General features: G+C 73.6%; 18 protein-coding genes and 2 pseudogenes. 12 read left to right on the top strand and 8 right to left on the bottom strand.

What is annotated here, in order from left to right:
* Positions 1-12: 12 nt before the first annotated feature.
* From ABZ930_RS32380 to ABZ930_RS32390, 3 genes are read left to right on the top strand one after another with little or no spacing between them, the layout of a single operon-like run.
* Positions 13-774 carry a thioesterase domain-containing protein gene (locus tag ABZ930_RS32380; protein ID WP_361555813.1) on the top strand — a complete coding sequence of 254 codons (762 nt, stop codon included), beginning with the start codon at positions 13-15 and terminating at the stop codon, positions 772-774.
* Positions 771-2528 (top strand): amino acid adenylation domain-containing protein, encoded by a 1758-nt coding sequence (locus ABZ930_RS32385; RefSeq protein WP_361555816.1) that lies wholly within the window; start codon positions 771-773, stop codon positions 2526-2528. Before ABZ930_RS32380 ends, ABZ930_RS32385 begins: the two co-directional genes overlap by 4 nt.
* Complete coding sequence (locus ABZ930_RS32390) at positions 2525-3703, top strand: argininosuccinate synthase-related protein (protein ID WP_361555819.1); 1179 nt, start codon at positions 2525-2527, stop codon at positions 3701-3703. The genes ABZ930_RS32385 and ABZ930_RS32390 overlap by 4 nt, the downstream gene beginning before the upstream one ends.
* A 101-nt stretch (positions 3704-3804) precedes the next feature.
* Here the strand turns inward: ABZ930_RS32390 and ABZ930_RS32395 are convergent.
* The 4 genes and pseudogenes from ABZ930_RS32395 to ABZ930_RS32410 all read right to left on the bottom strand — a co-directional run.
* Positions 3805-4035: pseudogene (locus tag ABZ930_RS32395) on the bottom strand (X-Pro dipeptidyl-peptidase); the annotation flags it as partial.
* Positions 4036-4101: 66 nt separating this feature from the next.
* Positions 4102-4365, bottom strand: a complete 264-nt coding sequence (locus ABZ930_RS32400; RefSeq protein ID WP_361555822.1) for a GlsB/YeaQ/YmgE family stress response membrane protein — start codon at positions 4363-4365, stop codon at positions 4102-4104.
* 135 nt (positions 4366-4500) lie between these two features.
* Complete coding sequence (locus ABZ930_RS32405) at positions 4501-5148, bottom strand: response regulator transcription factor (RefSeq protein ID WP_361555825.1); 648 nt, start codon at positions 5146-5148, stop codon at positions 4501-4503.
* Positions 5133-6353, bottom strand: coding sequence for a sensor histidine kinase (locus tag ABZ930_RS32410; RefSeq protein WP_361555828.1), 1221 nt, complete (start codon positions 6351-6353; stop codon positions 5133-5135). The genes ABZ930_RS32405 and ABZ930_RS32410 overlap by 16 nt, the downstream gene beginning before the upstream one ends.
* 108 nt (positions 6354-6461) lie before the next feature.
* Between ABZ930_RS32410 and ABZ930_RS32415 the strand changes: the two genes are divergently transcribed.
* Both ABZ930_RS32415 and ABZ930_RS32420 read left to right on the top strand, forming a co-directional pair.
* Complete coding sequence (locus tag ABZ930_RS32415) at positions 6462-7229, top strand: ABC transporter ATP-binding protein (protein WP_361555831.1); 768 nt, start codon at positions 6462-6464, stop codon at positions 7227-7229.
* Entirely contained in the window at positions 7226-9613 is a 2388-nt protein-coding gene (locus ABZ930_RS32420; RefSeq protein ID WP_361555834.1) for an ABC transporter permease, read from the top strand. The genes ABZ930_RS32415 and ABZ930_RS32420 overlap by 4 nt, the downstream gene beginning before the upstream one ends.
* A gap of 72 nt (positions 9614-9685) precedes the next feature.
* On the opposite strand, the pseudogene ABZ930_RS32425 reads toward ABZ930_RS32420, so the two are convergent.
* Together ABZ930_RS32425 and ABZ930_RS32430 are read right to left on the bottom strand one after the other, a co-directional pair.
* Positions 9686-10189 (bottom strand): annotated as a pseudogene (locus tag ABZ930_RS32425) (MFS transporter); the annotation flags it as partial.
* 25 nt (positions 10190-10214) lie between these two features.
* Positions 10215-10802, bottom strand: coding sequence for a molybdopterin-dependent oxidoreductase (locus ABZ930_RS32430; RefSeq protein WP_361555900.1), 588 nt, complete (start codon positions 10800-10802; stop codon positions 10215-10217).
* A gap of 173 nt (positions 10803-10975) precedes the next feature.
* Here ABZ930_RS32430 and ABZ930_RS32435 point away from each other — a divergent pair, with 173 nt between their 5' ends.
* Positions 10976-11371: a helix-turn-helix transcriptional regulator gene (locus ABZ930_RS32435; protein WP_361555837.1), complete on the top strand. Its 396-nt coding sequence runs from the start codon at positions 10976-10978 to the stop codon at positions 11369-11371.
* 22 nt (positions 11372-11393) lie between these two features.
* Here ABZ930_RS32435 and ABZ930_RS32440 read toward each other — a convergent pair whose 3' ends face one another.
* Complete coding sequence (locus ABZ930_RS32440; protein ID WP_361555840.1) at positions 11394-12911, bottom strand: helix-turn-helix domain-containing protein; 1518 nt, start codon at positions 12909-12911, stop codon at positions 11394-11396.
* 213 nt (positions 12912-13124) lie between these two features.
* Here ABZ930_RS32440 and ABZ930_RS32445 point away from each other — a divergent pair, with 213 nt between their 5' ends.
* Positions 13125-13967, top strand: coding sequence for an FAD binding domain-containing protein (locus tag ABZ930_RS32445; RefSeq protein WP_361555843.1), 843 nt, complete (start codon positions 13125-13127; stop codon positions 13965-13967).
* Positions 13957-16695 (top strand): molybdopterin cofactor-binding domain-containing protein, encoded by a 2739-nt coding sequence (locus ABZ930_RS32450; protein ID WP_361555846.1) that lies wholly within the window; start codon positions 13957-13959, stop codon positions 16693-16695. Before ABZ930_RS32445 ends, ABZ930_RS32450 begins: the two co-directional genes overlap by 11 nt.
* A gap of 19 nt (positions 16696-16714) precedes the next feature.
* On the opposite strand, the gene ABZ930_RS32455 is transcribed toward ABZ930_RS32450, so the two are convergent.
* Complete coding sequence (locus ABZ930_RS32455) at positions 16715-17197, bottom strand: molybdopterin-dependent oxidoreductase (RefSeq protein WP_361555849.1); 483 nt, start codon at positions 17195-17197, stop codon at positions 16715-16717.
* A gap of 175 nt (positions 17198-17372) precedes the next feature.
* On the opposite strand from ABZ930_RS32455, the gene modA reads away from it, so the two are divergent.
* The 4 genes from modA (at position 17373) to ABZ930_RS32475 (ending at position 20743) form a co-directional block, all read left to right on the top strand.
* On the top strand, positions 17373-18209 hold the full coding sequence (gene modA, locus ABZ930_RS32460; protein WP_361555852.1) for a molybdate ABC transporter substrate-binding protein: 837 nt from the start codon (positions 17373-17375) through the stop codon (positions 18207-18209).
* Positions 18206-19063, top strand: coding sequence for an ABC transporter permease (locus ABZ930_RS32465; protein WP_361555855.1), 858 nt, complete (start codon positions 18206-18208; stop codon positions 19061-19063). The genes modA and ABZ930_RS32465 overlap by 4 nt, the downstream gene beginning before the upstream one ends.
* Positions 19060-20160, top strand: coding sequence for an ABC transporter ATP-binding protein (locus ABZ930_RS32470; RefSeq protein WP_361555858.1), 1101 nt, complete (start codon positions 19060-19062; stop codon positions 20158-20160). The genes ABZ930_RS32465 and ABZ930_RS32470 overlap by 4 nt, the downstream gene beginning before the upstream one ends.
* A 163-nt stretch (positions 20161-20323) precedes the next feature.
* Positions 20324-20743, top strand: coding sequence for a TOBE domain-containing protein (locus tag ABZ930_RS32475; protein ID WP_361555861.1), 420 nt, complete (start codon positions 20324-20326; stop codon positions 20741-20743).
* The last annotated feature ends 2 nt before the right edge of the window (positions 20744-20745 follow it).

Raw genomic sequence — 20745 nt, forward strand, 5'->3', positions numbered from 1 at the left:
GCGCGGATGCCGGTGAAGACCTACAGGCTCGACGGCGCGCGCCCCGAGGGCGCGGCCTGGCGGGTGCTGCTCGTGCCGCACGCGGGAGCGGGCGCCGCGAGCGGTGCCGCGTTCGCCGCGCACGCCCCCGCCGACTGGGCGGTGGCCACGGCGCGGCTGCCGGGGCGCGAGTCCCGGGTGCGCGAACCCGTCGGCGGGCTCGCCGGGCTGACCGCGGACGTCGTCGCGACGGCCCGCGCCCTGCCGGGCTCGGCGCCGCTGCTCGTGGTCGGCGTCTGCTCCGGCGCGGTGCTCGCGCTGGAGGCCGTACGGGCGTTGCAGCGGACGGGCGACGTGCCGGTGGCCGGGTTCGTGGCGGTGTCGCAGTGGGCGGTCACCGAGCGGCCCGCTCCCGGGCGGCGGCTGCTGCGGGACACCGACGACCCGGAGGAGATCCTCGACATCCTGCGGGAGTTCGGCGGCGTACCGGAGTCGCTGGCGGCGAACGAGGAGATGCTGGCGCTGCTGCTGCCGTCGGTCGTCGCCGACATGCGGGCCGTCGAGGAGTACGTGTCGGGGCCCGAACCGCGCCTGGAGTGCCCGCTGCTCGCGGTGTTCGGCGACGAGGACCCGCTGTGCCCGGAGGAACGCACCGAGGACTGGGAGCTGTTCAGCGACCGGGCGCGCACGGTGTGGCTGCCCGGCGGGCATCTGCTGCTCACGGAGAGCCCGGCGCTGCTCGCGGACGCCGTCGCCGACAGTCTCGGCCACTTCGCGAAGGGAGCGAACGCGTGAGCCGGATCGACGCGCTGCTCCTGGAGCGCTGGGACCGCGACCCGGAGCTGCCCGCCCTGATATCGGGTCGGACGGTCGTGTCCATGGGCGAGCTGAAGGACCGTGTGCTGCGCACCGCGGCGGCGCTGCGCGCGCACGGCGTCGGTCCCGGCGACCGGGTCGTCGTGCACCACGAGCGGTCCGTGGAGTTCTTCGTGGCGCTGCTCGGCGCGGCGTTCGCGGGCGCCGCGCACGCCGCGCTCGACCCCGCCGATCCGCTGGAGCGCGTACGGGCGACGACGCGGGACTGCGCGCCGCGGATCGTGCTCACCGACGCCCGGCTGCGGGAGCGGTTCTCGGGCCTGGCCGAGGTGCTGACGGACGAGGAGTGCGCCGCGTATCCGGCCGCTCCGGCGCCCGCGCTCGACGCGTCGCCCGACGACCCGGTGGTGATCATCTACACCTCGGGTTCCACCGGCCGCCCCAAGGCCGCGCTGATCAGCCACGCCGCCCTCGCCTCCCGGCTGCAAGCCCTGCAGTCCACGCACCGGATGGACGAGCGCGACCGGATGATCCACCACACGGCGTGCAGCTTCGACATGTACCTCAGCGAGACGTACTGGCCGCTGCTCGCGGGCGCCGCGATCGTCGTCGCCGAGCCGGGACGGCAGCGCGACGCGGATCATCTGGCGGCCCTGATCCGGGACCACGGGATCACGACGTTCTACTGCGTGGTCTCGCTCCTGGAGCTGTTCCTGCTGGCCCGGGAACCGAAGGAGCGGTACGACGGGCTGCGCCAGGTCCTCACCGGCGGCGAACCGCTGAGCCCCGATCTGGTGGCCCGCTTCCACGCCCGGTCCACCGCCACCCTGACGAACCTGTACGGGCCCAGCGAGTGCACGATCTACTGCACGTACTGGATCTGCCCGCGCGACCCGGATCCGGCGCGGGTGCTGATCGGCGGCCCCGTCCAGGGCACCGAACTGCACGTCCTCGACGCGTCGGGCGCGCCGGTGCCGGAGGGTGAGACCGGCGAGCTGCACATCGGCGGCGCGGGCCTGGGCCTCGGCTATCTGCACCGGCCCGAGCTGACCGCCGACCGGTTCGCGGCCACCCCGTACGGGCGGCTGTACCGCTCCGGCGATCTGGTGCGGGTCGCCGGTCCCGGCGGCGCGCTGGAGTTCCTGGGCCGCGCCGACCGCCAGGTGAAGATCCGCGGCATCCGGATCGAGCCCGCCGAGATCGAGGCAACGGCTCTGACGTGTAAGGGAGTTCGGCAGGCTGCCGTCGTGGCGCACGGCACGGGAGCGGACAAGGCCCTCGCGCTGTTCGTGGTGGCCGGGGACGGCGCGGCGCCGCCGGACGAGCTGGGCCCGTCGGTCCGCGCGGACCTGCGGACCCGGCTGCCCCGCGCCCTGGTGCCGCGCACCGTCGAGGTGCTTGCCGCGCTGCCGCTGACCGCCAACGGCAAGCTGGACCGGGCGCTCCTGGAGAAGCGGGCGGCGGCCGTCCCCGCGCCGCGCCCGGTGGTGGGCATGAGCGGTGATCTCGACGCGCTGGTCGTCACGGTGTGGCGGGACGTGCTCGCCGTCGACGCCGTCGGGCCCGACGACGACTTCTTCGACCTGGGCGGCGACTCGTTCACGGTCGTCCGGGTGGTCGAGACGCTGCGCGAGCTGCTGGCCCTCGACATCCCGCTCGCGGCCCTGCTCCACGAACCGACCACGCGGGCCTTCGCTCGGGAGCTGCGTTCGCTGCGGGAGGCCGGCGCGTGAACATCCCGCACGGGCCGCGGATCCGCTCGTTCGCCGATCTCACCGGTGCCCCGGCCGACCGGCACCGGCCGGTGGTGACCCTGTTCAGCGGCGGTCTGGACAGCACCTATCTGCTGCACCGGCTGGCCCGCGCCGGCTTCACGGACGTGCACGCCCTCAGCGCCGACCTGGGCGCGGGCGAGGACCCCGACGAGCTGCGGCAGACCACCGCCCACCTCGGGGTGCGGCTGCACCTCGTGGACGCCCGGCGCACCTTCGCCGACTGCTTCGTCCGCCCGGCGATCGCCGCGCAGGCCGTCTACCTGGACACCCATCCCGTCAGCTCGTCCCTGAGCCGCCCGCTGCTCGCCCGGCTCGCCCTGGACCTGGCCACGGAGCTGGACGCGGCGGCGGTCGTGCACACGGCGAACCCGTCCCAGAACACGCTGCGCCGCCTCAACGGCGCCCTCGATCTGCTCGGCTGCGCCGTGCCGTACGGCAGCCCGTACGACCTCGACCCGGTCGACCGGGAGCGGAAGGCGCGCGAGCTGGAGGAGATCGGGCTGCCGCACCTGGGCAAGCGGGTGGCGAGCGTCGACGCGAACCTGTGGTGCCGCGAGTTCGAGTCGGGCGTCCTCGACGACCCGGAGGACCACACCGTCCCCGAGCATCTGTACACGTGGACGGCCCGCCCGGCCGAGCCGCCCGCCGACGAGACCGTGGAGATCGCCTTCGCGCGCGGCGTCCCCACGGCCCTGGACGGGCGTCCGCTGCCGCTGCCCGAACTGATCGAGGCGCTCAACCACCGGGCGGGCGCCCACGGCATCGGCCGCTACAGCGGACTGGAGCACCTGCCCGGCGGCCACAAGGTCCTCGAACTGCGGGAGATGCCCGCCGCCGCGCTCCTGCTGAGGACGTACCGCCACCTGGAGACGGCGACGCTCGCCGCCGAGACCGTCCGGGAGAAGATGCACCTCGAACAGGTCTGGGTGCGCGAGGCCCTGGAGGGCCGCTGGTTCGGTGAACTGCGCTTCGCTTGCGAGGAGTTCATCACCTCGTGCGCGGCCCGGGTCACCGGCACGGTGCGCTGGCGGCTGGCCCGGGGCTCCGCACAGACCCGGGCCATCACCGCCGCCGCTCCCCTGTACGTACGGGACCGGGAGGCGTGGGAGCGGCTCAGCCGCCCGTCTCCGTAATGGAAGGCGTCCGGCGGCGGCAGCGCGTTGTGCGCGTCGGCGAGCGGCTCGTCGTCGGACAGCTCCACCACCAGGCGGTGGCCGGGCAGGACGGTCGCGGCGAACAGGTGCGCCGCGCCGGTGCCGATCAACTCGGCGGGCCGCTGGAACGGCTCGGTGCTCCAACTGACCACCTGTACCCGGTCGGTGACGGTCAGCGGGGCCTGGTAGAAGCCGTCGGGCGCGGCGTGCTCGCTGCCCATGGGCTCGGGTTCGGCGGAGAGGCCGCCGCGCGGACGCGGGTACAGGGAGCGGTGCCCGGTGTCCTTCGGCGGCCACTGCGCGGCAGTCACGGTCTCGCGCGTGCCCTCGACGAATGTCCGAACAGCTCTGACGCACCACGCCCGGTGCCGCGGCGCTCAGCGGCGACTCTTCAACCGCTCCACCCCGCCGACGCCCAGCGCCGCGAGACCGATCTGGATGGCCAGTTCGATCCAGTCGATGCCCGGAGTGTCCGCGACGTCGAAGGCCCCGGCGACGGCCGTGCCGACGAGCGCGGCCGCGATCCCGACGAGGATCGTCCAGAGCACACCGATGCGCTGCCGCCCGGGAATGACCAGACGGCCCAGGATGCCGATCACAATGCCGATCACGATCGCGGTGAAGATGCCGGAGATCTCCATGCCGTACGCCTCCCGTTGCTCCTGCGTCGCCCCGCCCTCTCGGCGTGATTGCCGAGGACGTGTGCCCCGGCTTGGAAGACGCACTCCACTGCCGGGCGGTTGAGCGGGCGGCGGGGCTCTCGGGCGGGCGGCAGCTCAGGAGCGGAGAAAGGCGAGGACCGCGAGGACCCTCCGGTGGCCGTCGGTGTCGACCGGCAGATCCAGCTTGGTGAAGATGTTCCCGATGTGCTTGTTGACGGCCGCCTCGCTGAGGAACAGGGTCTTCGCCAGCCCGGCGTTGGTCCGTCCCTCCGCTATCAGGGCGAGCACCTCGCGCTCCCGGGGGCTCAGCCGCTCCAGGGGATCCGGGTGCAGCCGGACCAGCTGCGTGATCACCTCCGGGTCCACCACGGTCCCACCGGTGGCGACCCGCTCGATGGCGGCCATGAAGTCGGTGACCGCGCCCACCCGCTCCTTGAGCAGATAGCCGACGCCCGCACCGCCGCCGGAGTCCAACAGCCGGAGCGCATAAGACCGTTCGACGTACTGGCTGAGCACGAGCACCGGCAGGCCGGGGAACTCCTCCCGCAACCGCACCGCCGACCGCAGTCCGTCGTCGCCCAGCTCCGGCGGCATGCGGACGTCGGTGACGATGAGGTCGGGCCGGTCGGCGCGGACGGCCTCCTCCAGCGCGTCGGCGTCCCCGACGGCCGCCACCACCTTGTGCCCGACCCGCTCCAGCAAGCCGATCAGCCCCTCGCGCAGCAGAACGGCGTCCTCGGCCACGATCAGGCGAAGTGACATGGAACCTCCACTTGCAGCAGGGTCGGACCGCCGACCGGACTCAGTACCTCTATCCGGCCGTCGAGCGCCGCGATCCGATCCGCGAGCCCCGTCATTCCGGTGCCTTTCGCGGGGTCGGCGCCGCCGCGGCCGTTGTCCGTGATGTTGAGGAGCAACTGATCGGAATGGTAACGGCCGTACACCTGGGCACAGGTGGCTCCGCTGTGCCGGGCGATGTTCGTCAGCGCCTCGTTGATCAGGTAGTACATGGTCGTCTCCAGCTGTCTGGACAGCCGCTCGGGCAGCCGCAGATCCACCTGCACCGGGATGGGGAAGCGGCCCGCGTAGTCCTCGATCGCCGCGACCAGGCCGTGGTCGGCGAGGACCGGCGGGTTCAGACCGCGGATCAGGGCTCTCAACTCCTGGTGCGCGGTGGAGAGCTGGTTCTCCGCCTCCGACAGCAGGCGGTCCACCGAGGAGTTGGGGGACACCTCCAGGCGGAGCATCCCCAGGGTCATGCCGAGCGAGACGAGCCGCTGCTGCGCCCCGTCGTGCAGATCACGCTCTATCCGCGCCCGCTCGGTGTCGAAGGCGTCGAGCAGCCGCGACTGGGAGGCCCGGACCTCTCGCAGCTCCTCCCCCACCTCCTTGCCGCGCGGGACCAGGAAGGTGCGGGCCAGGGCACCTCGGGCCCCCGCCCACGAGGTGACCGTATAGGGGGAGGCGAGCAGCACGATCGCGCCGAACACCGTCCAGGGCCAGGTCGATCCGTCGGTCGAGGCGAAGGTGAGGGCGGGCAGCCCGAAGGAGAAGGCGAGGACCAGCAGGTCCAGCCACCACAGGGACGCCGCCGACAGCAGCGTGAACGTCAGCTCCCGCCACGTCACTTGTTCCTTGAGCCGGGTGGTCACCCAGGCGCGCGGGCCCGGACTGTCGGGGGCCCGGTGCGGATCGGGCAGCGGATCCAGGTCCACCAGTCTCAGCCGGCGCCGCTCCACCCGGCCCACCACGGTGGACGCCAGCACGAGGCCGGCCAGCGGGGCGGCGCCGATCAGCACGACGAGCAGCGCGATCCCCGCGGCCAGACCGAGGGCGAAGAAGAGCACGGCCGCGGCGCCGACCACGACGCCTCCGCTCAAATACGCGAGAGAGCGCCACGGCCAGCTCGATGCCAGGAAGCTCAACGGACGCTGAGCCAGGGCCTGCCAGGCGGTAGTGGGACGCATGTGATCACCGTAGCCGGGCAGTTCGGGCGGCGCGGTAGAGCTGGCTCTACCTCTGGAGTAGAGCCAGGATCAGTGTGGCGGCCGCCCTCCGGCCGGTGGAATCGACGCATGACGACAACGAAGCGAACTCCCGTGCAGGACGCGGTCGAGCTGCAGGACGTGCACAAGATCCACGACGCCGGCGGACACCGGGTGACCGCCCTCGACGGTGTCTCCCTCGGCTTCGCCCGCGGGACGTTCACCGCCATCATGGGCCCGTCCGGCTCGGGGAAGTCGACGCTGCTGCGGTGCGCGGCCGGACTCGAGCGGCCGACGGAGGGCCGGATCGTCCTCGCGGGCGTGGACATGGGCGGGCGCAGCGAGAAGGAGCGCACCGAACTGCGGCGCGAGCACGTCGGGTTCGTCTTCCAGGCGTTCAATCTGGTGGAGTCGCTGACGGCCGCGCAGAACGTGGAGCTGCCGTCCCGGTTCGCGGGCCGCAGAGTCGGCCGCGAGCAGGTCACGGGCGCGCTCGCGGCGGTCGGTCTGGCGGAGCGGGCGAGACACCGGCCCAGCCAGCTGTCCGGCGGGCAGCAGCAGCGCGTCGCCCTCGCCCGGGCCCTGGTCACGCGTCCCGCTGTGCTCTTCGCGGACGAGCCGACCGGCGCGCTCGACACCGTCACCTCGCGGGAGGTGCTGCGGATGATGCGGATGCTGGTCGACCAGGAGGGCCAGACCACGCTGATGGTCACGCACGATCCCGTGGCCGCGGCCTCGGCGGACGTCGTGGTCTACCTCCGGGACGGGCGGATCGCCGACCGGATACCCCTCGACCGCGGGTCCGGCTCGGATCACGCCGCCGCCATCGCCGCCCATATGACCCGGCTGGAGTCATGATGCTGATCGTCGCGAACGTGCGGGACCGCTGGTCCGCCTTCCTCGGTGCCTTCGCCGCCGTCCTGGTGGGCGTCGCCCTGATCACGACCACGCTGGTCATCTACGACTCGTCGCGGCCCGGGGTGCAGGCCCGGTACGCGGGCGCTGCCGTCCTGGCGCTGCCCGAGCGGGCCGTCGACACCGACGGCAGTCCCGAGGACGTGGTGCCCTGGGGTCCGGCCGAGGCCGGCCGGCTGCGGGCCGCGCTCGCCGAGGTGCCGGGCGTGACCCGCGCCGTGCTCGACCGCTCCTTCTACGCCCAGGCGATGGTGGACGACCGCCCGGTGGCCGACGAGGGCGCCCTGGAGTCCGGGCACAACTGGGACGGCGCGCGCACGGCACCGTACGCGACGGTGTCCGGCCGGGCCCCGCGCGGCATGAAAGAGGTCGTGGTGGACCGCGCCCTGGGGGTCGCCCCGGGAAGCACGCTGACGGTCAACATCACTCAGGGACGCAGGCAGTTCACCGTGGTGGGCACGGTGGACGGCCCGGGTTACTACTTCAGCGAGGCGTTCGCCGCGCGGCAGCAGCCCGGTGTCCGGGCCATCGCCCTGGTCACCAGCGAGAGGGCCGACACGGGGGCGATCGTCGCGGCCGCCGCGAAGGCGGTCGGTGACGACGGCAGAGTGGTCTCCGGGGACGGGCGCGCCGAGATACAGCCGGCGCACCTCGAGCATCAGCGTTTCCTGGGCGTGCAGTTGATCGGCGCGATGGCCTTCCTCAGCCTGTTCACCACGGTCTTCGTCGTCGCCTCGCTGCTGGCCCTGGCGACCGGGATGCGGCGCCGCGAGATCGGGCTGCTGCGCACGCTCGGCGCCGCTCCCGCCCAGATCCGCCGCATGATTCTCGGTGAGGCGGCCGTGGTCGGCCTGCTCGGCTCGATCGCCGGCTGCGCGGCCGGGGTGGCCGCCACCCCGCTGCTGCGCGCCCTGCTCGACGGCCTGGACGTCGCGCCGCCGGATCTGCGGATCCGCGTCGCCGCCTGGCCGCTGCTCACCGCCACCGCGATCGGTGTGGGCGTCAGTGTCATCGGGGCCTGGGCGGCGAGCCGCAAGGCCGCCCGGGTCGCTCCCGTGGAGGCGCTGCTCGACAGCCGCTCCGACGACCGGGGCATGGGGCGCGGCCGCTGGCTCTCGGGAGTCGCCGCGCTGGCCGTCGGCGGGCTGCTCGCCGTGGGAACCGCGTTCTCCAGCGCGGACGACCGCGTCAACAGGGCGATCTTCGCCACGACGATGCTCATCACCGCGTCGGCCCTGCTGGCTCCGGTGCTGGTCGGGCCGGTCGCGCGAGGGCTGACGGCGCCCTTCGCGCGCGGTGTCGGAGCGGGTGCGGTCCTGGTCCGCGCGGAGCTGACGGCGAACCCGCGCCGGGCCGCCTCCCTGGTGGCTCCCGTGATCGCCGCCGTCGGTTTCGCGGTGCTGCTCAGCGGCATGGTGGAGACGATGCGGGTGGCGTACCCGGCGAGTGAGGCCCTGAAGGTGCGGGGCCGGACGATCGTCACTCCGGCCGGCACACCGGGGAACACCGACGAGGTGGTGGCGGCCAACCCGGTGGGCAAGGCGGCGCTGCCGACCCGAGCGTTCGTGCCCCGGAAGCCTCAGGGCCCCGCGACAGTCCTGGATGTCCTGGGCAGCAGGGACGCGCGCTGGGGCCGGCCCGGAGAAGCCGTGCTCGGGGAACGCACGGCCGGGGAGCTGGACTTGCGGGAGGGGCAGGAGGTGCCGGTCCGGTTCGCCGACGGCGAGACCGTCGCCCTGCGCGTCGGGGCGGTCCTTCCCGACGATCCGGCGCGGGGGGATTTCGTGGTCGCCCGGGACCTGGTGCGTGCCCATGATCCCGCCGCGCTCACGGACGACATCTTCGTCCCCGGCACCACCACGGCCTCCGCCGCGGTCCCCGGCACCGCTCTGCACGACGCCGCGGCGTACGCCCTGGCCGACTACGAGACCGACGCGAGACTGACCGACGCGCTCGCCGCTCTGCTCATCGCGATCGCCGTCGGCTACAGCGTCATCGCGGTCGTCAACAGCATGGCCATGGCCGCCCACGCCCGACGGCGCGACGTCGGGGTGCTGACGTCCACCGGCGGCACACCCCGCCAGCTGCTCCTCGCCTCGGCGGGCGAGACAGTGCTGGTGGTCGCCATCGGCACCGTCCTGGGAGTGGCGGTGACGGTGCCCCCGCTGCTGGGCATGGCCTCGGGTCTCTCCCAGGCCGGCTCGTCCCAGGTCGGCCTGCACCTGAACACCGGAACTCTGGCGGCAGCCGTCACCGGCACTCTGCTGGCGGCCGTCGTATCCGGACTGGCGGTCACGTGGAGGACGCTGCGACGGCGGACGGCGTAGGAAGTCCGGCCCCGTGCCCGAACCGTGCCCGCGCGGGGCGGGCACGGCACAGGATGCGGGCGTCAACCAGCCCTAGGCCGACACGAGTTCGGGCTCCACCCGAGGTGCGAGGCGTCCGCTGCGGGCGAGCGCGGCGACCGACGACGCGCAGACGAGGCCCGACACGGTGTTGTAGAGGCCGTAGTGCGTGGCCACGAGGCGGTTGCCGGACAGGGAGACGACGGTGTCCATCTCGAAGGGGTAGACGACCGCGCCGCCGACGGCCAGCAGGGTCACCGCGGCGACGAGAGCGACGACGACGCCCGCCCGGGCGCCGGGCGGGGTGAGGGCCAGCGGCAGGAAGGCCAGGCCCATCGCGGCGAGCCCGCGCACCAGGGCCTGCTCGGGGTCCCAGCGGCGCTTCGCCCAGCCGGTCAGCCGTAGTTGACCGGCCACGGCGACGGCGGCCGAGACGACGAACAGGCCGCTCGTCGCCCATGTTCCGCGCGCTCCCAGCGCCTGGCCGGCCGCGAGGGGCAGTGCCAGATAGACCTGGAAGGTCAGGACCTAGGAGCCGGTCATCGCGACGGCGAAGAGTGAGGGCGGGCCGGGCAGACAGGCCCTAGCGCTCGTCCTCCTCCTGGTACGAGTAGCGCTGGGCGGCCCAGGGGTCGGCGACGTTGTGGTAGCCGCGCTCCTCCCAGAAGCCTCGGCGGTCCTGCGTCATGTACTCGATGCCGCGCAGCCATTTGGGGCCCTTGTAGCCGAACAGGTGCGGCACCACGAGGCGGAGCGGGAAGCCGTGTTCGGCGGTGAGCGGCTCGCCGTCGTGGTGGGTGGCCAGGACGGTGGTGTCGGCCGTGAGGTCGGCGAGGCGGAGATTGGCGCTGTACCCGTACTCGGCCCAGGCCATCACGTGCGTCGCACCGGCGGCGGGCGGCGCGAGGTCGAGGAGGGCGCGGCCCGGCACGCCGTAGAAGGTGTGGCCGGTGGTGCTGGTGCCGGAGGCGCAGTGCAGGTCGGCGTGGACGGTGGTCCGGGGCATGGCGGTGACCTCGTCGAAGGTCCAGGAGTGGGTGTCCCCGCCGGCGGTCGCGCCGAAGACCTGCAGCGTCCAGCGCTCGGCCCGGAAGCGCGGTACCGGCCCGTAGTGCGAGACGGGCCACCCTCTGGCCAGCCGTTGCCCCGGCGGCAGCATGCCCTTCTCCATGACCAGCCCCATCGTTCCCGTGGACCACAGATACAAGGCATGAGCGTAATTCATCCCCGTGCATGCATGCCATATTGGCCTTATTGGCTGGCATCTGCGCCGTTCGCGGCGACGTAGGCCGGGAGGACGGACCGGGCGCGGGTGGGCCGGATATCCCGGATATCTTGGCGCGCATGCAGTCATACACGATCGGCCAGGCAGCGCGGCTGCTCGGCGTGAGCCCTGACACCGCCCGCCGGTGGGCGGACGCGGGACGAGTGACGACCCATCGGGACGAGAGCGGCAAGCGGCTCATCGACGGGAAGGACCTGGCGGCGTTCTCCGTCGAGCTCGCCAAGAGCGGGACGGGCGAGGAGGACGCCTCCTACACCTCGGTCCGCAACGCCTTCCCAGGCATCGTGACCGCGATCAAGCTCGGCGACGTGGCGGCGCAGGTCGAGATCCAGGCGGGCCCGCACCGGCTGGTGTCCCTGCTCACCCGTGAGGCGGTCGAGGAGCTGGAGCTGGAGGTCGGCGTGGAGGCCACGGCCCGGGTGAAGTCGACGAACGTGCACATCGACCGGGTCTGAACGACGGCCACCGGGCCCGCCCTCACCCCTCTCCCGGCTCACCCGTCCCCCGGCACAGCAGGGCCGTCCACAGATCGAGGCGGTCCGGAAGCCGGGACAGGTCGCGCCCGGTGAAGTGTTCGATGCGCCGGACCCGGTAGTGCACGGTGTTGACGTGCAGATGGAGCGCCTCGGCGGCGCGGGCCCAGGAGCAGTCGCAGGCGAGGAAGGTCCGCAGGGTCTCCAGGAGGGCGGCGGCGGACGCGGTCCTCGCATCGAACAGCGGGCCCAGCACGGTCCTGCTGTAGACGGCCCGCACCGGCGCGGGCACCCCGGCCAGGAGCGCGCCGAGTCCGCCGAGACCGGCGGTGTCGACGAGCGCCGAGACGCCGGGGGCGCCGCCGCTCGCGCAGGTCAGGGCGTAGCGGGCCTCGGCCAGCGCCCCGGCCAGATCCCGCGGCCCGGCGGCCGGGGTTCCGGTCCCCCCGTACAGCGGTGCGCCGGGGACGCAGGCGGCGACGCGCGACCATGCCCCGGCGGACGCGTCGGCGGGAAGGGTTCCGGACACGACGGCGAAGGCGGTGCCGTCGGGGAGCCGCCCCACGGCCGCGGGCCCGGTTCCCGCCCGGGCCACCACCTCCGCCAGCGCCCCTTCGGCGGCCCCGCCCCGCCGGGCGCCCGTGGTGGCGGCGAGCACCCGGTACGGCCCCTCGGCGGGCAGCGCGCAGGCCCGCAGCGCCCGTTCGATGTCCGCCTCCTCGGCCCCCTCGTCGGCGCCGGGCCGGGCGAGCAGCGCGCCCAGGTCGTCGGCGGCCCGCCGGACGGCTGCCGCTCGCCGGGCGAGTGCCTCCTGGCAGCGCGCGAGGACGGCCGCCACCTCGTGCAGCAGCCCCGGCGGCACGGCGTCGGGATCGGGCAGCCGCAACTCCCACCGCTCGTACGGGGACAGGCCGTCCGCCTCCACCGCCACGGTGACCCCGGCCTCCAGTCCGCCGTCTCCGGCGTCGGCCGGCGTGGCCGCGACCGTCCGTCCGGCGCCGGTCACCACGTACGCGACGGTTCCCTCCCGCAGGTGCGCGAAGGCGGCGGCGAGGATCGCGTCCGGTCCCGCTTCCTGGGAGAGCAGCAGCCCGAGCCGTTCGCGCAGGTGTCCGGGCAGGGCGTGCCGACGGCTCAACTCCCCCCACTGCCGCACGTACACGCTCTCGGTGACGGCCCGGAACATCACGTGCGGCGGTACGCCGGCCAGCGGCATCCCGTGCCGTGCGCACGCCTCGATCAGCGCGTCGGGGACCGCGCCGTGGGTCTCCTCGCCGGCCAGCAGGACGGCGGCGTCCGCGGCCCGCAGCGCGCGGACGAAGCGGTCCGCCTTGCCCTCGCCGTCCTGCGGGGTCCACCAGACGAGGCCGCTGAGCACGGCCTCGCCGGCCCGGACGAAACGGGCCGGATCCTCGAGGTCGGTGACCGTCACCCCGCTGATCTCCCGCCGCAGCGACGCGTCCTCGGCCCACAGCGGGCGCAGGCCCAGATTCTGGTCCCCCAGGAGGTTTTCGACGTGCATGTGTTCCGGCTCCTCGTGCGGCCACCGGGCGGGGGATCAACCACCCGGCATCTCGCAATCACCAGGTGAATACGAGTGATCGCATAGTAAGTGCAAGGTGAACCGAGCGAAATGCTCGTTGGTTGATTCACCAAAAGGCGGCCCGCGGAGCGGGGCGATTCCGTGTGGCGCACCAGTCGTGCGGGCCCGTCGCGGATTGCTTCACTGACCGCCATGGACCTGAACACGGTGGCCGAGATCCGGGACGCGCGGGTGCCCGCCCCCTGGCGGCCAGGCGACGCCTGGCTGGGCGGCGGCACCTATCTGTTCTCCGAGCCGCAGCCGAGACTGCGCCGTCTGGTGGACCTCGGCCGCACCGGCTGGACGCCGCTCGAACGGCACGCGGACGGCTCCCTGGAGATCGCCGCGACCTGCACCATCGCCCAACTGTCCCGTTTCGCGAAGGAGCTGGCGGAACCGGCGGCCCCGCTGTTCGAGCGGTGCTGCCGGGCCTTCCTCGCCTCGTTCAAGATCTGGAACATGGCCACGGTCGGCGGCAATCTCTGCAACGGCCTCCCGGCGGGCCCGATGATCTCGCTGACGGCGGCGCTCGACGGCGAGTGCCTGCTGCTGGCCCAGGACGGTGTGCGCCGCCGGGTACGGGTCGCCGACTTCGTCACCGGCGCCGGGCGCACGGCCCGCGCCGAGGGCGAGCTGCTGCGCTCGGTGACCCTGCCCGCGCGCGCCCTGGCCTGCCGTACGGCGTTCCGGCAGGCGTCGCTGTACGGACTCGGCCGCTCCGGTGTGCTGGTCATCGGCGCCCTCGACCCGTCCGACGGCTCGCTCGCCCTCACCGTCACGGCGTCCACCGTCCGGCCGGTACGGCTGTGGTTCCCGCTGCCCCCGTCCGCTCCGGCGCTGCGCGCGGCGATCGTGGCGGCCGTCGCGGACGAGGAGTGGTTCGACGACATCCACGGGCTGCCCGCGTGGCGGCGCCACATGACGCTCCGGTACGCGGAGGAGATCCGCCGCGAACTGGGAGAGCCGTCGGAACGGGAGGGCGACGATGAAGGTTGAGGTCAACGGCCGTACCCACGGCGAGGATCCACGTCCCGGGCAGTGCCTGCGCACGTACTTGCGCGAGCGCGGCTGGTTCGGCGTGAAGAAGGGCTGCGACGCCGGGGACTGCGGCGCCTGCACCGTCCATGTGGACGGCGAGCCGGTGCACAGCTGCCTCTATCCGGCCTTCCGCGCCGACGGCCGCGCGGTCACCACGGTCGAGGGCCTGGCGTCGCCGGACGGCGAACTCCACCCCGTGCAGCAGAGGTTCCTCGACGCGCAGGGCTTCCAGTGCGGCTTCTGCACCGCCGGTTTCCTGATGACGACGGCGGCCCTGGACGAGGAGCAGCTCACCGACCTGCCCCGGGCGTTCAAGGGGAATCTGTGCCGGTGCACCGGCTACCGGGCCATCGAGGACGCCGTGCGCGGGGTCAAGCACGTGGAGGAGCCGTGCGCGGGCGAGGCCGTGGGCCGCAATCTGCCCGCTCCGGCCGGCCCCCAGGTCGTCACCGGCACCGCCCGCTACACCTTCGACCTGGACTTCTCCGCCGGTCCCGGCCTGCTGCACATGAAGCTGCTGCGCTCCCCGCACGCCCACGCGCGGATCACCGCCATCGACACCGCGGCCGCGCTGCGCGTCCCGGGCGTCCACCTGGTCCTCACCCACCACGACGCCCCCGAGCGGCACTTCTCCACCGCCCGCCACGAGCACCCGGAGGAGGACCCGGCCGACACACGCGTCCTCGACGACACGGTGCGCCACATCGGCCAGCGGGTCGCGGCGGTCGTCGCCGACAGCGAGGCGGCCGCCGAGGAGGGCTGCCGGCGGATCGAGGTGACGTACGAGGTGCTGCCCGCCGTACTGGACCCGGAGGAGGCGATGCGGCCGGGCGCCCCGGTGGTCCACGACAAGGACGCGGCCACCGCCCGGATCGCCCGCCCCCGCGCCAATGTGGTCGGTGAGGCGCACGGCGAGACCGGCGACGTCGAGGCCGGGTTCGCCGCGGCCGACGTGGTCCACGAGGCCACGTACCGCACCCAGCGCGTCCAGCACGCCAGCCTGGAGACGCACGGCGCGGTCGCCTGGTTCGACGAGGACGACCGGCTGACCGTGCGGACCAGTTCGCAGACCCCGTTCCTGACCCGCCGCGCCCTGTGCGACCTGTACGACCTGCCGCACGAGAAGGTGCGGGTGGTCGCGGGCCGGGTCGGCGGCGGCTTCGGCGGCAAGCAGGAGATGCTCGTCGAGGACATCGTGGCGCTCGCCGTGCTCCGGCTGCGCCGCCCGGTGAAGCTGGAGTACACGCGCGCCGAGCAGTTCTTCGGTGCCACGACCCGGCACCCCTTCACCATCGGCGTGAAGGCGGGCGCGCGCCGCGACGGCACGCTCACCGCGCTCCAGCTGCGGGTGGTGTCCAACACGGGGGCGTACGGGAATCACGGCCCGGCGGTGATGTTCCACAGCGTCGGCGAGTCCATGGCGGTCTACCGCGCCCCCAACAAGAAGGTCGACGCCTACTCCGTCTATACGCACACCGTCCCGGCCGGCGCCTTCCGCGGCTACGGCCTGGGCCAGGTGATGTTCGCCGTCGAGTCGGCCTTCGACGAACTGGCCCGGGAACTGGGCCTGGATCCGCTGGAGTTCAAGGCCCGCAACGTCATCGGCGCGGACGAGCCCATGGTCACTCCCGGCGGCCACGAGGAGGATCTGCACATCGCCAGCTACGGCCTCGACCAATGCGTCGACATCGTGCGCCGGGCCCGTACCGAGGCGGCCGGGGTGCCCGCTCCCCCGGACTGGCTGGTCGGCGAGGGCGCGGCCCTCGCGATGATCGCGACCGGTCCGCCCGGCGGGCACATCGCCGACGCGGCGGCCACGCTGCTCCCGGACGGCTCCTTCGATCTGGCCGTCGGCACCGCCGAGTTCGGCAACGGCACGACGACCGTGCACCGCCAGATCGCGGCCGGTGAGCTGGGCACCACCGTCGACCGGATCACCGTCCGCCAGTCCGACACCGACGTCGTCCGCCACGACACCGGAGCCTTCGCCTCCACCGGCACCGTCGTCGCGGGCAAGGCCACCCTGCGCGCCGCGCGCGCCCTCGCGGACCTGCTCCTCGACTTCGCCGCCGCCCGGCTGCGGGTCCCGCGCGCCGACTGCCGGCTCACGGAGGAGGCGGTCCTGCACCCGGGCGGCCGCCTCCCGCTCAAGGAGGTGTACGCGGCCGCGCGCGCCGTCGGCGTCGAGTGCACCGCCGACGGCCACTTCGGCGGCACCCCGCGCTCGGTCGCCTTCAACGCCCAGTGGTTCAGGGTCGCCGTCGACCCGGGCACCGGCGAGATCCGCATCCTGCGCAGCGTGCACGCGGCCGACGCCGGGCAGGTCATGAACCCGATGCAGTGCCGCGGCCAGATCGAGGGCGGGGTCGCCCAGGCGCTCGGCGCCACCCTCTTCGAGAACGTACGCCTCGATGAACGCGGCGCCGTCGACACGGCCGCCTTCCGCCGCTACCGGCTCCCCCAGTACGCCGACGTCCCGCGCACCGAGGTCCACTTCATCGGCACCACGGACACCATCGGGCCGCTCGGCGCCAAGTCGATGAGCGAGAGCCCCTTCAACCCGGTGGCGCCCGCCTTCGCCAACGCGCTGCGCGACGCGACCGGCATCCGCTTCACCGAGGTGCCGCTGACCCGGGACCGGGTGTGGCGGGCGCTGGCGGAGCACGGGGTGCCCGGTGCCTCGTAGCGCCGCCCGGGACCGGTGCTCACGGCCAGGAGCGGTAGCCGCCGTCCACGCGGATGGCGGTGATCCCGCTGACGTAGCGGGCCCCGCAGCGGTCCTGCGGCAGCACCAGCTGGGGTCCCGCGCGGTCCAGCGGGGCGCCGTCGGCGGTGGCGGCGAGCAGGACCGGGGCCCGCCCGAAGTCGGGGTCGATCTCGGCCCAGGACATGAGGCTGTGGTGGCCGTCCGTGCCGGTCACGGCGATGAGGAAGCGCAGCCGGTCCTTGCGCCGGGCGGGGTCGAAGCCGGGCCCGGCGGCGCTGAGCACGTCGTGCAGGAGCGGACCGGTGAAGCGGTGGCGCTGAGTGCCGCTGGTGGCGCACTCGAAGGCGACCGTCGCCCCGTGCTGGGGCCAGTCCAGCAGATCGGCGACGGTCAGCCGGGACGGCCGGGCGAGATCGCCGGCGAGAACCACTTCCGCCATCGGGGCGGCGGTCGTACGGGCAGCTGCGCGGATTCGGCTCACGGGCTACCACCTCCCGGGGGACGGTACCCGGCCGGGCCACCTGGACAAACGCATATACCATCTGTCGGATCATCCAGTCTGGCTCATGCGATTCAACTATGCACTTACACCTCGTATTTGCGGCAGTATGCTCAGCGCATGCGCAGAACGAAGCAGAACGAACAGGAGTAGAAACGTGACGACCCCCTCCGTGCGCCGGAACCGCCGCACCACCCGGATACTGCAGGTGACCGGGGCGAGCGCCGCCGCGCTGCTGGCGGTGAGCGCGTGCTCCTCGTCCGACGACTCGTCCGGCGCCTCCGACTCGGCCTCCTCGTCGTCGTCCTCGGACAAGCTGTCCGGCACGGTCACCGTCTTCGCCGCGGCCTCGCTCCAGGAGAGCTTCACGAAGCTGGGCAAGCAGTTCGAGAAGCAGCACCCCGGCACCAAGGTGACCTTCAGCTTCGGCGGCAGCGACTCGCTGGCCGCGAGCATCACGGGCGGCGCCCCGGCGGACGTGTTCGCCGCCGCCAGCCCCAAGACCATGAAGATCGTGACGGACAAGGGCGACGCCGCGGGCACCCCGGCGACCTTCGTCCGCAACCAGCTGGAGATCGCCACCCTGCCGGGCAACCCCGACAAGGTCTCCTCCCTGAAGGACCTGACGAACAAGGACCTGAAGGTCGTGCTCTGCGCGAAGGAGGTGCCGTGCGGCGCCGCCGCCGAGAAGGCCCTCGAAGGCAGCAAGCTCAAGCTCACGCCGGTCTCCTACGAGCAGGACGTCAAGGCCGCGCTGACGAAGGTGGAGCTGAAGGAGGCCGACGCGGCCGTCGTGTACAAGACCGACGTGCACGCCGCGGGTGACAAGGTGGAGGGCGTGGAGTTCCCCGAGTCGACCGGCGCCATCAACGACTACCCGATCGCGCAGCTCAAGGAGTCGAAGAACTCCGCGGCCGCCAAGGCGTTCATCGCCCTGGTCCAGTCCGCGGAGGGCCAGAAGGTGCTGACCTCGGCCGGGTTCCTCCAGCCGTGACCCCGCTGGACGACCCCGGCGCCGCGGTCCGCCCCCGCACGGGTGGGCCGCGGCGTCGGCGCGCGGGCCGGAACTTCCGGGGCGCGCCGCTGCCGCTCCTCGTGCCCGCGCTGATCGGCCTGGCGTTCCTGGTCCTGCCGCTGATCGCCCTGCTCGTGCGGACCCCGTGGTCCGAGCTGCCCGACCAGCTGACCAGCGCGTCGGTGTGGCAGGCGCTGCGCCTGTCGCTGCTGTGCGCGACCGCCGCGACCGTGGTCAGCCTGGTGATCGGCGTGCCGCTGGCCTGGCTGCTGGCCCGCGTCGAGTTCCCCGGGCGCGGTGTCGTCCGGGCCCTGGTCACCCTGCCGTTGGTGCTGCCCCCGGTGGTCGGCGGTGTTGCGCTGCTCTCCGCGCTGGGCCGCAACGGCGTGGTGGGCCAGTGGCTGGACGCGTGGTTCGGGATCACCCTGCCCTTCACCACCGCCGGAGTCGTGGTCGCCGAGGCGTTCGTCGCCATGCCGTTCCTGGTGATCAGTGTCGAGGGCACGCTGCGCGCGGCCGACCCGCGCTTCGAGGAGGCGGCCACCACGCTGGGCGCCTCCCGGTTCACCGCCTTCCGCCGGGTCACCCTGCCGCTGATCGCGCCGGGCATCGCGGCGGGCGCGGTGCTCGCCTGGGCGCGGGCGCTCGGCGAGTTCGGCGCGACGATCACCTTCGCGGGCAACTTCCCGGGCCGGACCCAGACCATGCCCCTCGCCGTCTACCTCGCCCTGCAGAGCGATCCGGAGGCGGCGATCGCCCTCAGCCTCGTCCTGCTGGCCGTCTCGATCGCCGTACTGGCGGGACTGCGCGACCGTTGGATGACCGCCTCATGACCGACACCGACAAGACCGTCCAGGACCCGGCCGCGCGGGAGGAGCAGGGCCCCTCCGGTGCCGGGCTCGACGCCCGGCTGGTCGTCGAGCGGCCGCCGTTCCGGCTCGACGTGACCCTGGCGGCCGCTCCCGGCGACGTCGTCGCGCTGCTCGGTCCCAACGGCGCCGGGAAGACGACGGCGCTGCGCGCGCTGGCCGGTCTCGTCCCGCTGACCGACGGTCACCTGCGGCTGGACGGCGCGGAGCTGGAGCGCACTCCGCCGGAGCGCCGCCCGGTCGGCGTCGTCTTCCAGGACTACCTGCTCTTCCCGCACCTCACGGCGCTGGACAACGTCGCCTTCGGGCCGCGCTGCCACGGCGTGTCCAAGGCGAAGGCGCGGGAGCAGGCCGCGGGCTGGCTGGACCGGATGGGCCTGGCCGGGCACGCGGGCGCGAAGCCCCGCCGGCTCTCCGGCGGGCAGGCCCAGCGCGTCGCCCTCGCCCGCGCCCTGGCCACCCGTCCCCGGCTGCTGCTGCTCGACGAGCCGCTGGCCGCGCTCGACGCCCGTACCCGGCTGGAGGTCCGCGCCCAGCTCCGGCGCCATCTGGCCGAGTTCGAGGCGGTGGCGGTCCTCGTCACGCACGATCCGCTCGACGCGATGGTCCTCGCCGACCGGCTGGTCGTCATCGAGGACGGCCAGGTGGTGCAGGAGGGCACTCCGGGGCACATCGCCCGTCATCCGCGGACGGACTACATCGCCCACCTCATCGGCCTGAACCTGTACCAGGGGCAGGCCGAGGGACACACCGTGCGGCTGCCGTCCGGGCCCGAGATCACCACGACCGAGGAGCTGACGGGGCCGGTCTTCGTCACGTTCCCGCCGACGGCGGTGACCCTGTACCGCGACCGCCCCGCAGGGACCAGCGCGCGCAATCTCTGGCGCTGCGAGGTCGCGGGCATGGAGACCCACGGCGACCAGATCCGCGCCGACCTCACCGGCGAGCTCCCCCTCGCCGCCGGGCTGACGACGGTGGCCGCCGCCGAACTCGGGCTGCACCCGGGTGCGGAGGTCTGGGCCACGGTGAAGGCGGCGCAGACGCACGCCTATCCCGCCTGACGGGTGAACCGCGGGACGCCCCGAGCCGGAGATGCGACCCGGGGCGCGCCCCGTCCCTGGCACCTGCGAAGGGACCGGCGCGGCCGTTCTCCGTGCTCGTTACGGTGGCCTCACCGTGGCCGATCCCCGGCCCGTCACCGCACATCCCTGTGAGGCGTTCCGCATGTCCCTGAGCATCCGCAACCAGATCCCCGGCACCGTCACGGCGGTCACCGCCGGCGAGGCGATGGCCACCGTCAGGGTCCGGCTCGACGGCGGTCAGCAGCTCACCTCGGCCATCACCGTCGACGCCGTCAAGGAGCTCGGCCTCGCCGAGGGCTCCGCGGTGAGCGCCCTGGTCAAGTCGACGGAGGTGTCGCTCGCCACGGGCGCGGTGGAGGGCCTGTCGATCCGCAACCGGCTGCCCGGCACGGTCCGGGACATCGTCGCCGGAGCCGCGATGGCCACCGTCAAGGTCGCCGTCGAGGGCGGCGAGCTGACGGCCGCCGTCACCAAGGACGCCGTCACCGATCTCGGCCTGGCCGTCGGTTCCTCCGTCACCGCCCTGATCAAGGCCACCGAGGTCTCCCTCACCACCGCCTGACC

The organism is Streptomyces sp. NPDC046716 (genome assembly GCF_040645755.1).
In the GTDB taxonomy this organism is placed as follows: Bacteria; Actinomycetota; Actinomycetes; order Streptomycetales; family Streptomycetaceae; genus Streptomyces.

Excerpts from the sequence above, each read along its gene's own strand:
- ABZ930_RS32400 (WP_361555822.1), bottom strand. The coding sequence starts at position 4,365 with ATGGAGATCTCCGGCATCTTCACCGCGATCGTGATCGGCATTGTGATC.
- ABZ930_RS32405 (WP_361555825.1), bottom strand. The coding sequence starts at position 5,148 with ATGTCACTTCGCCTGATCGTGGCCGAGGACGCCGTTCTGCTGCGCGAG.
- ABZ930_RS32410 (WP_361555828.1), bottom strand. The coding sequence starts at position 6,353 with ATGCGTCCCACTACCGCCTGGCAGGCCCTGGCTCAGCGTCCGTTGAGC.
- ABZ930_RS32415 (WP_361555831.1), top strand. The coding sequence starts at position 6,462 with ATGACGACAACGAAGCGAACTCCCGTGCAGGACGCGGTCGAGCTGCAG.
- ABZ930_RS32420 (WP_361555834.1), top strand. The coding sequence starts at position 7,226 with ATGATGCTGATCGTCGCGAACGTGCGGGACCGCTGGTCCGCCTTCCTC.
- ABZ930_RS32430 (WP_361555900.1), bottom strand. The coding sequence starts at position 10,802 with ATGGAGAAGGGCATGCTGCCGCCGGGGCAACGGCTGGCCAGAGGGTGG.
- ABZ930_RS32435 (WP_361555837.1), top strand. The coding sequence starts at position 10,976 with ATGCAGTCATACACGATCGGCCAGGCAGCGCGGCTGCTCGGCGTGAGC.
- ABZ930_RS32440 (WP_361555840.1), bottom strand. The coding sequence starts at position 12,911 with ATGCACGTCGAAAACCTCCTGGGGGACCAGAATCTGGGCCTGCGCCCG.
- ABZ930_RS32445 (WP_361555843.1), top strand. The coding sequence starts at position 13,125 with ATGGACCTGAACACGGTGGCCGAGATCCGGGACGCGCGGGTGCCCGCC.
- ABZ930_RS32450 (WP_361555846.1), top strand. The coding sequence starts at position 13,957 with ATGAAGGTTGAGGTCAACGGCCGTACCCACGGCGAGGATCCACGTCCC.
- ABZ930_RS32470 (WP_361555858.1), top strand. The coding sequence starts at position 19,060 with ATGACCGACACCGACAAGACCGTCCAGGACCCGGCCGCGCGGGAGGAG.
- ABZ930_RS32475 (WP_361555861.1), top strand. The coding sequence starts at position 20,324 with ATGTCCCTGAGCATCCGCAACCAGATCCCCGGCACCGTCACGGCGGTC.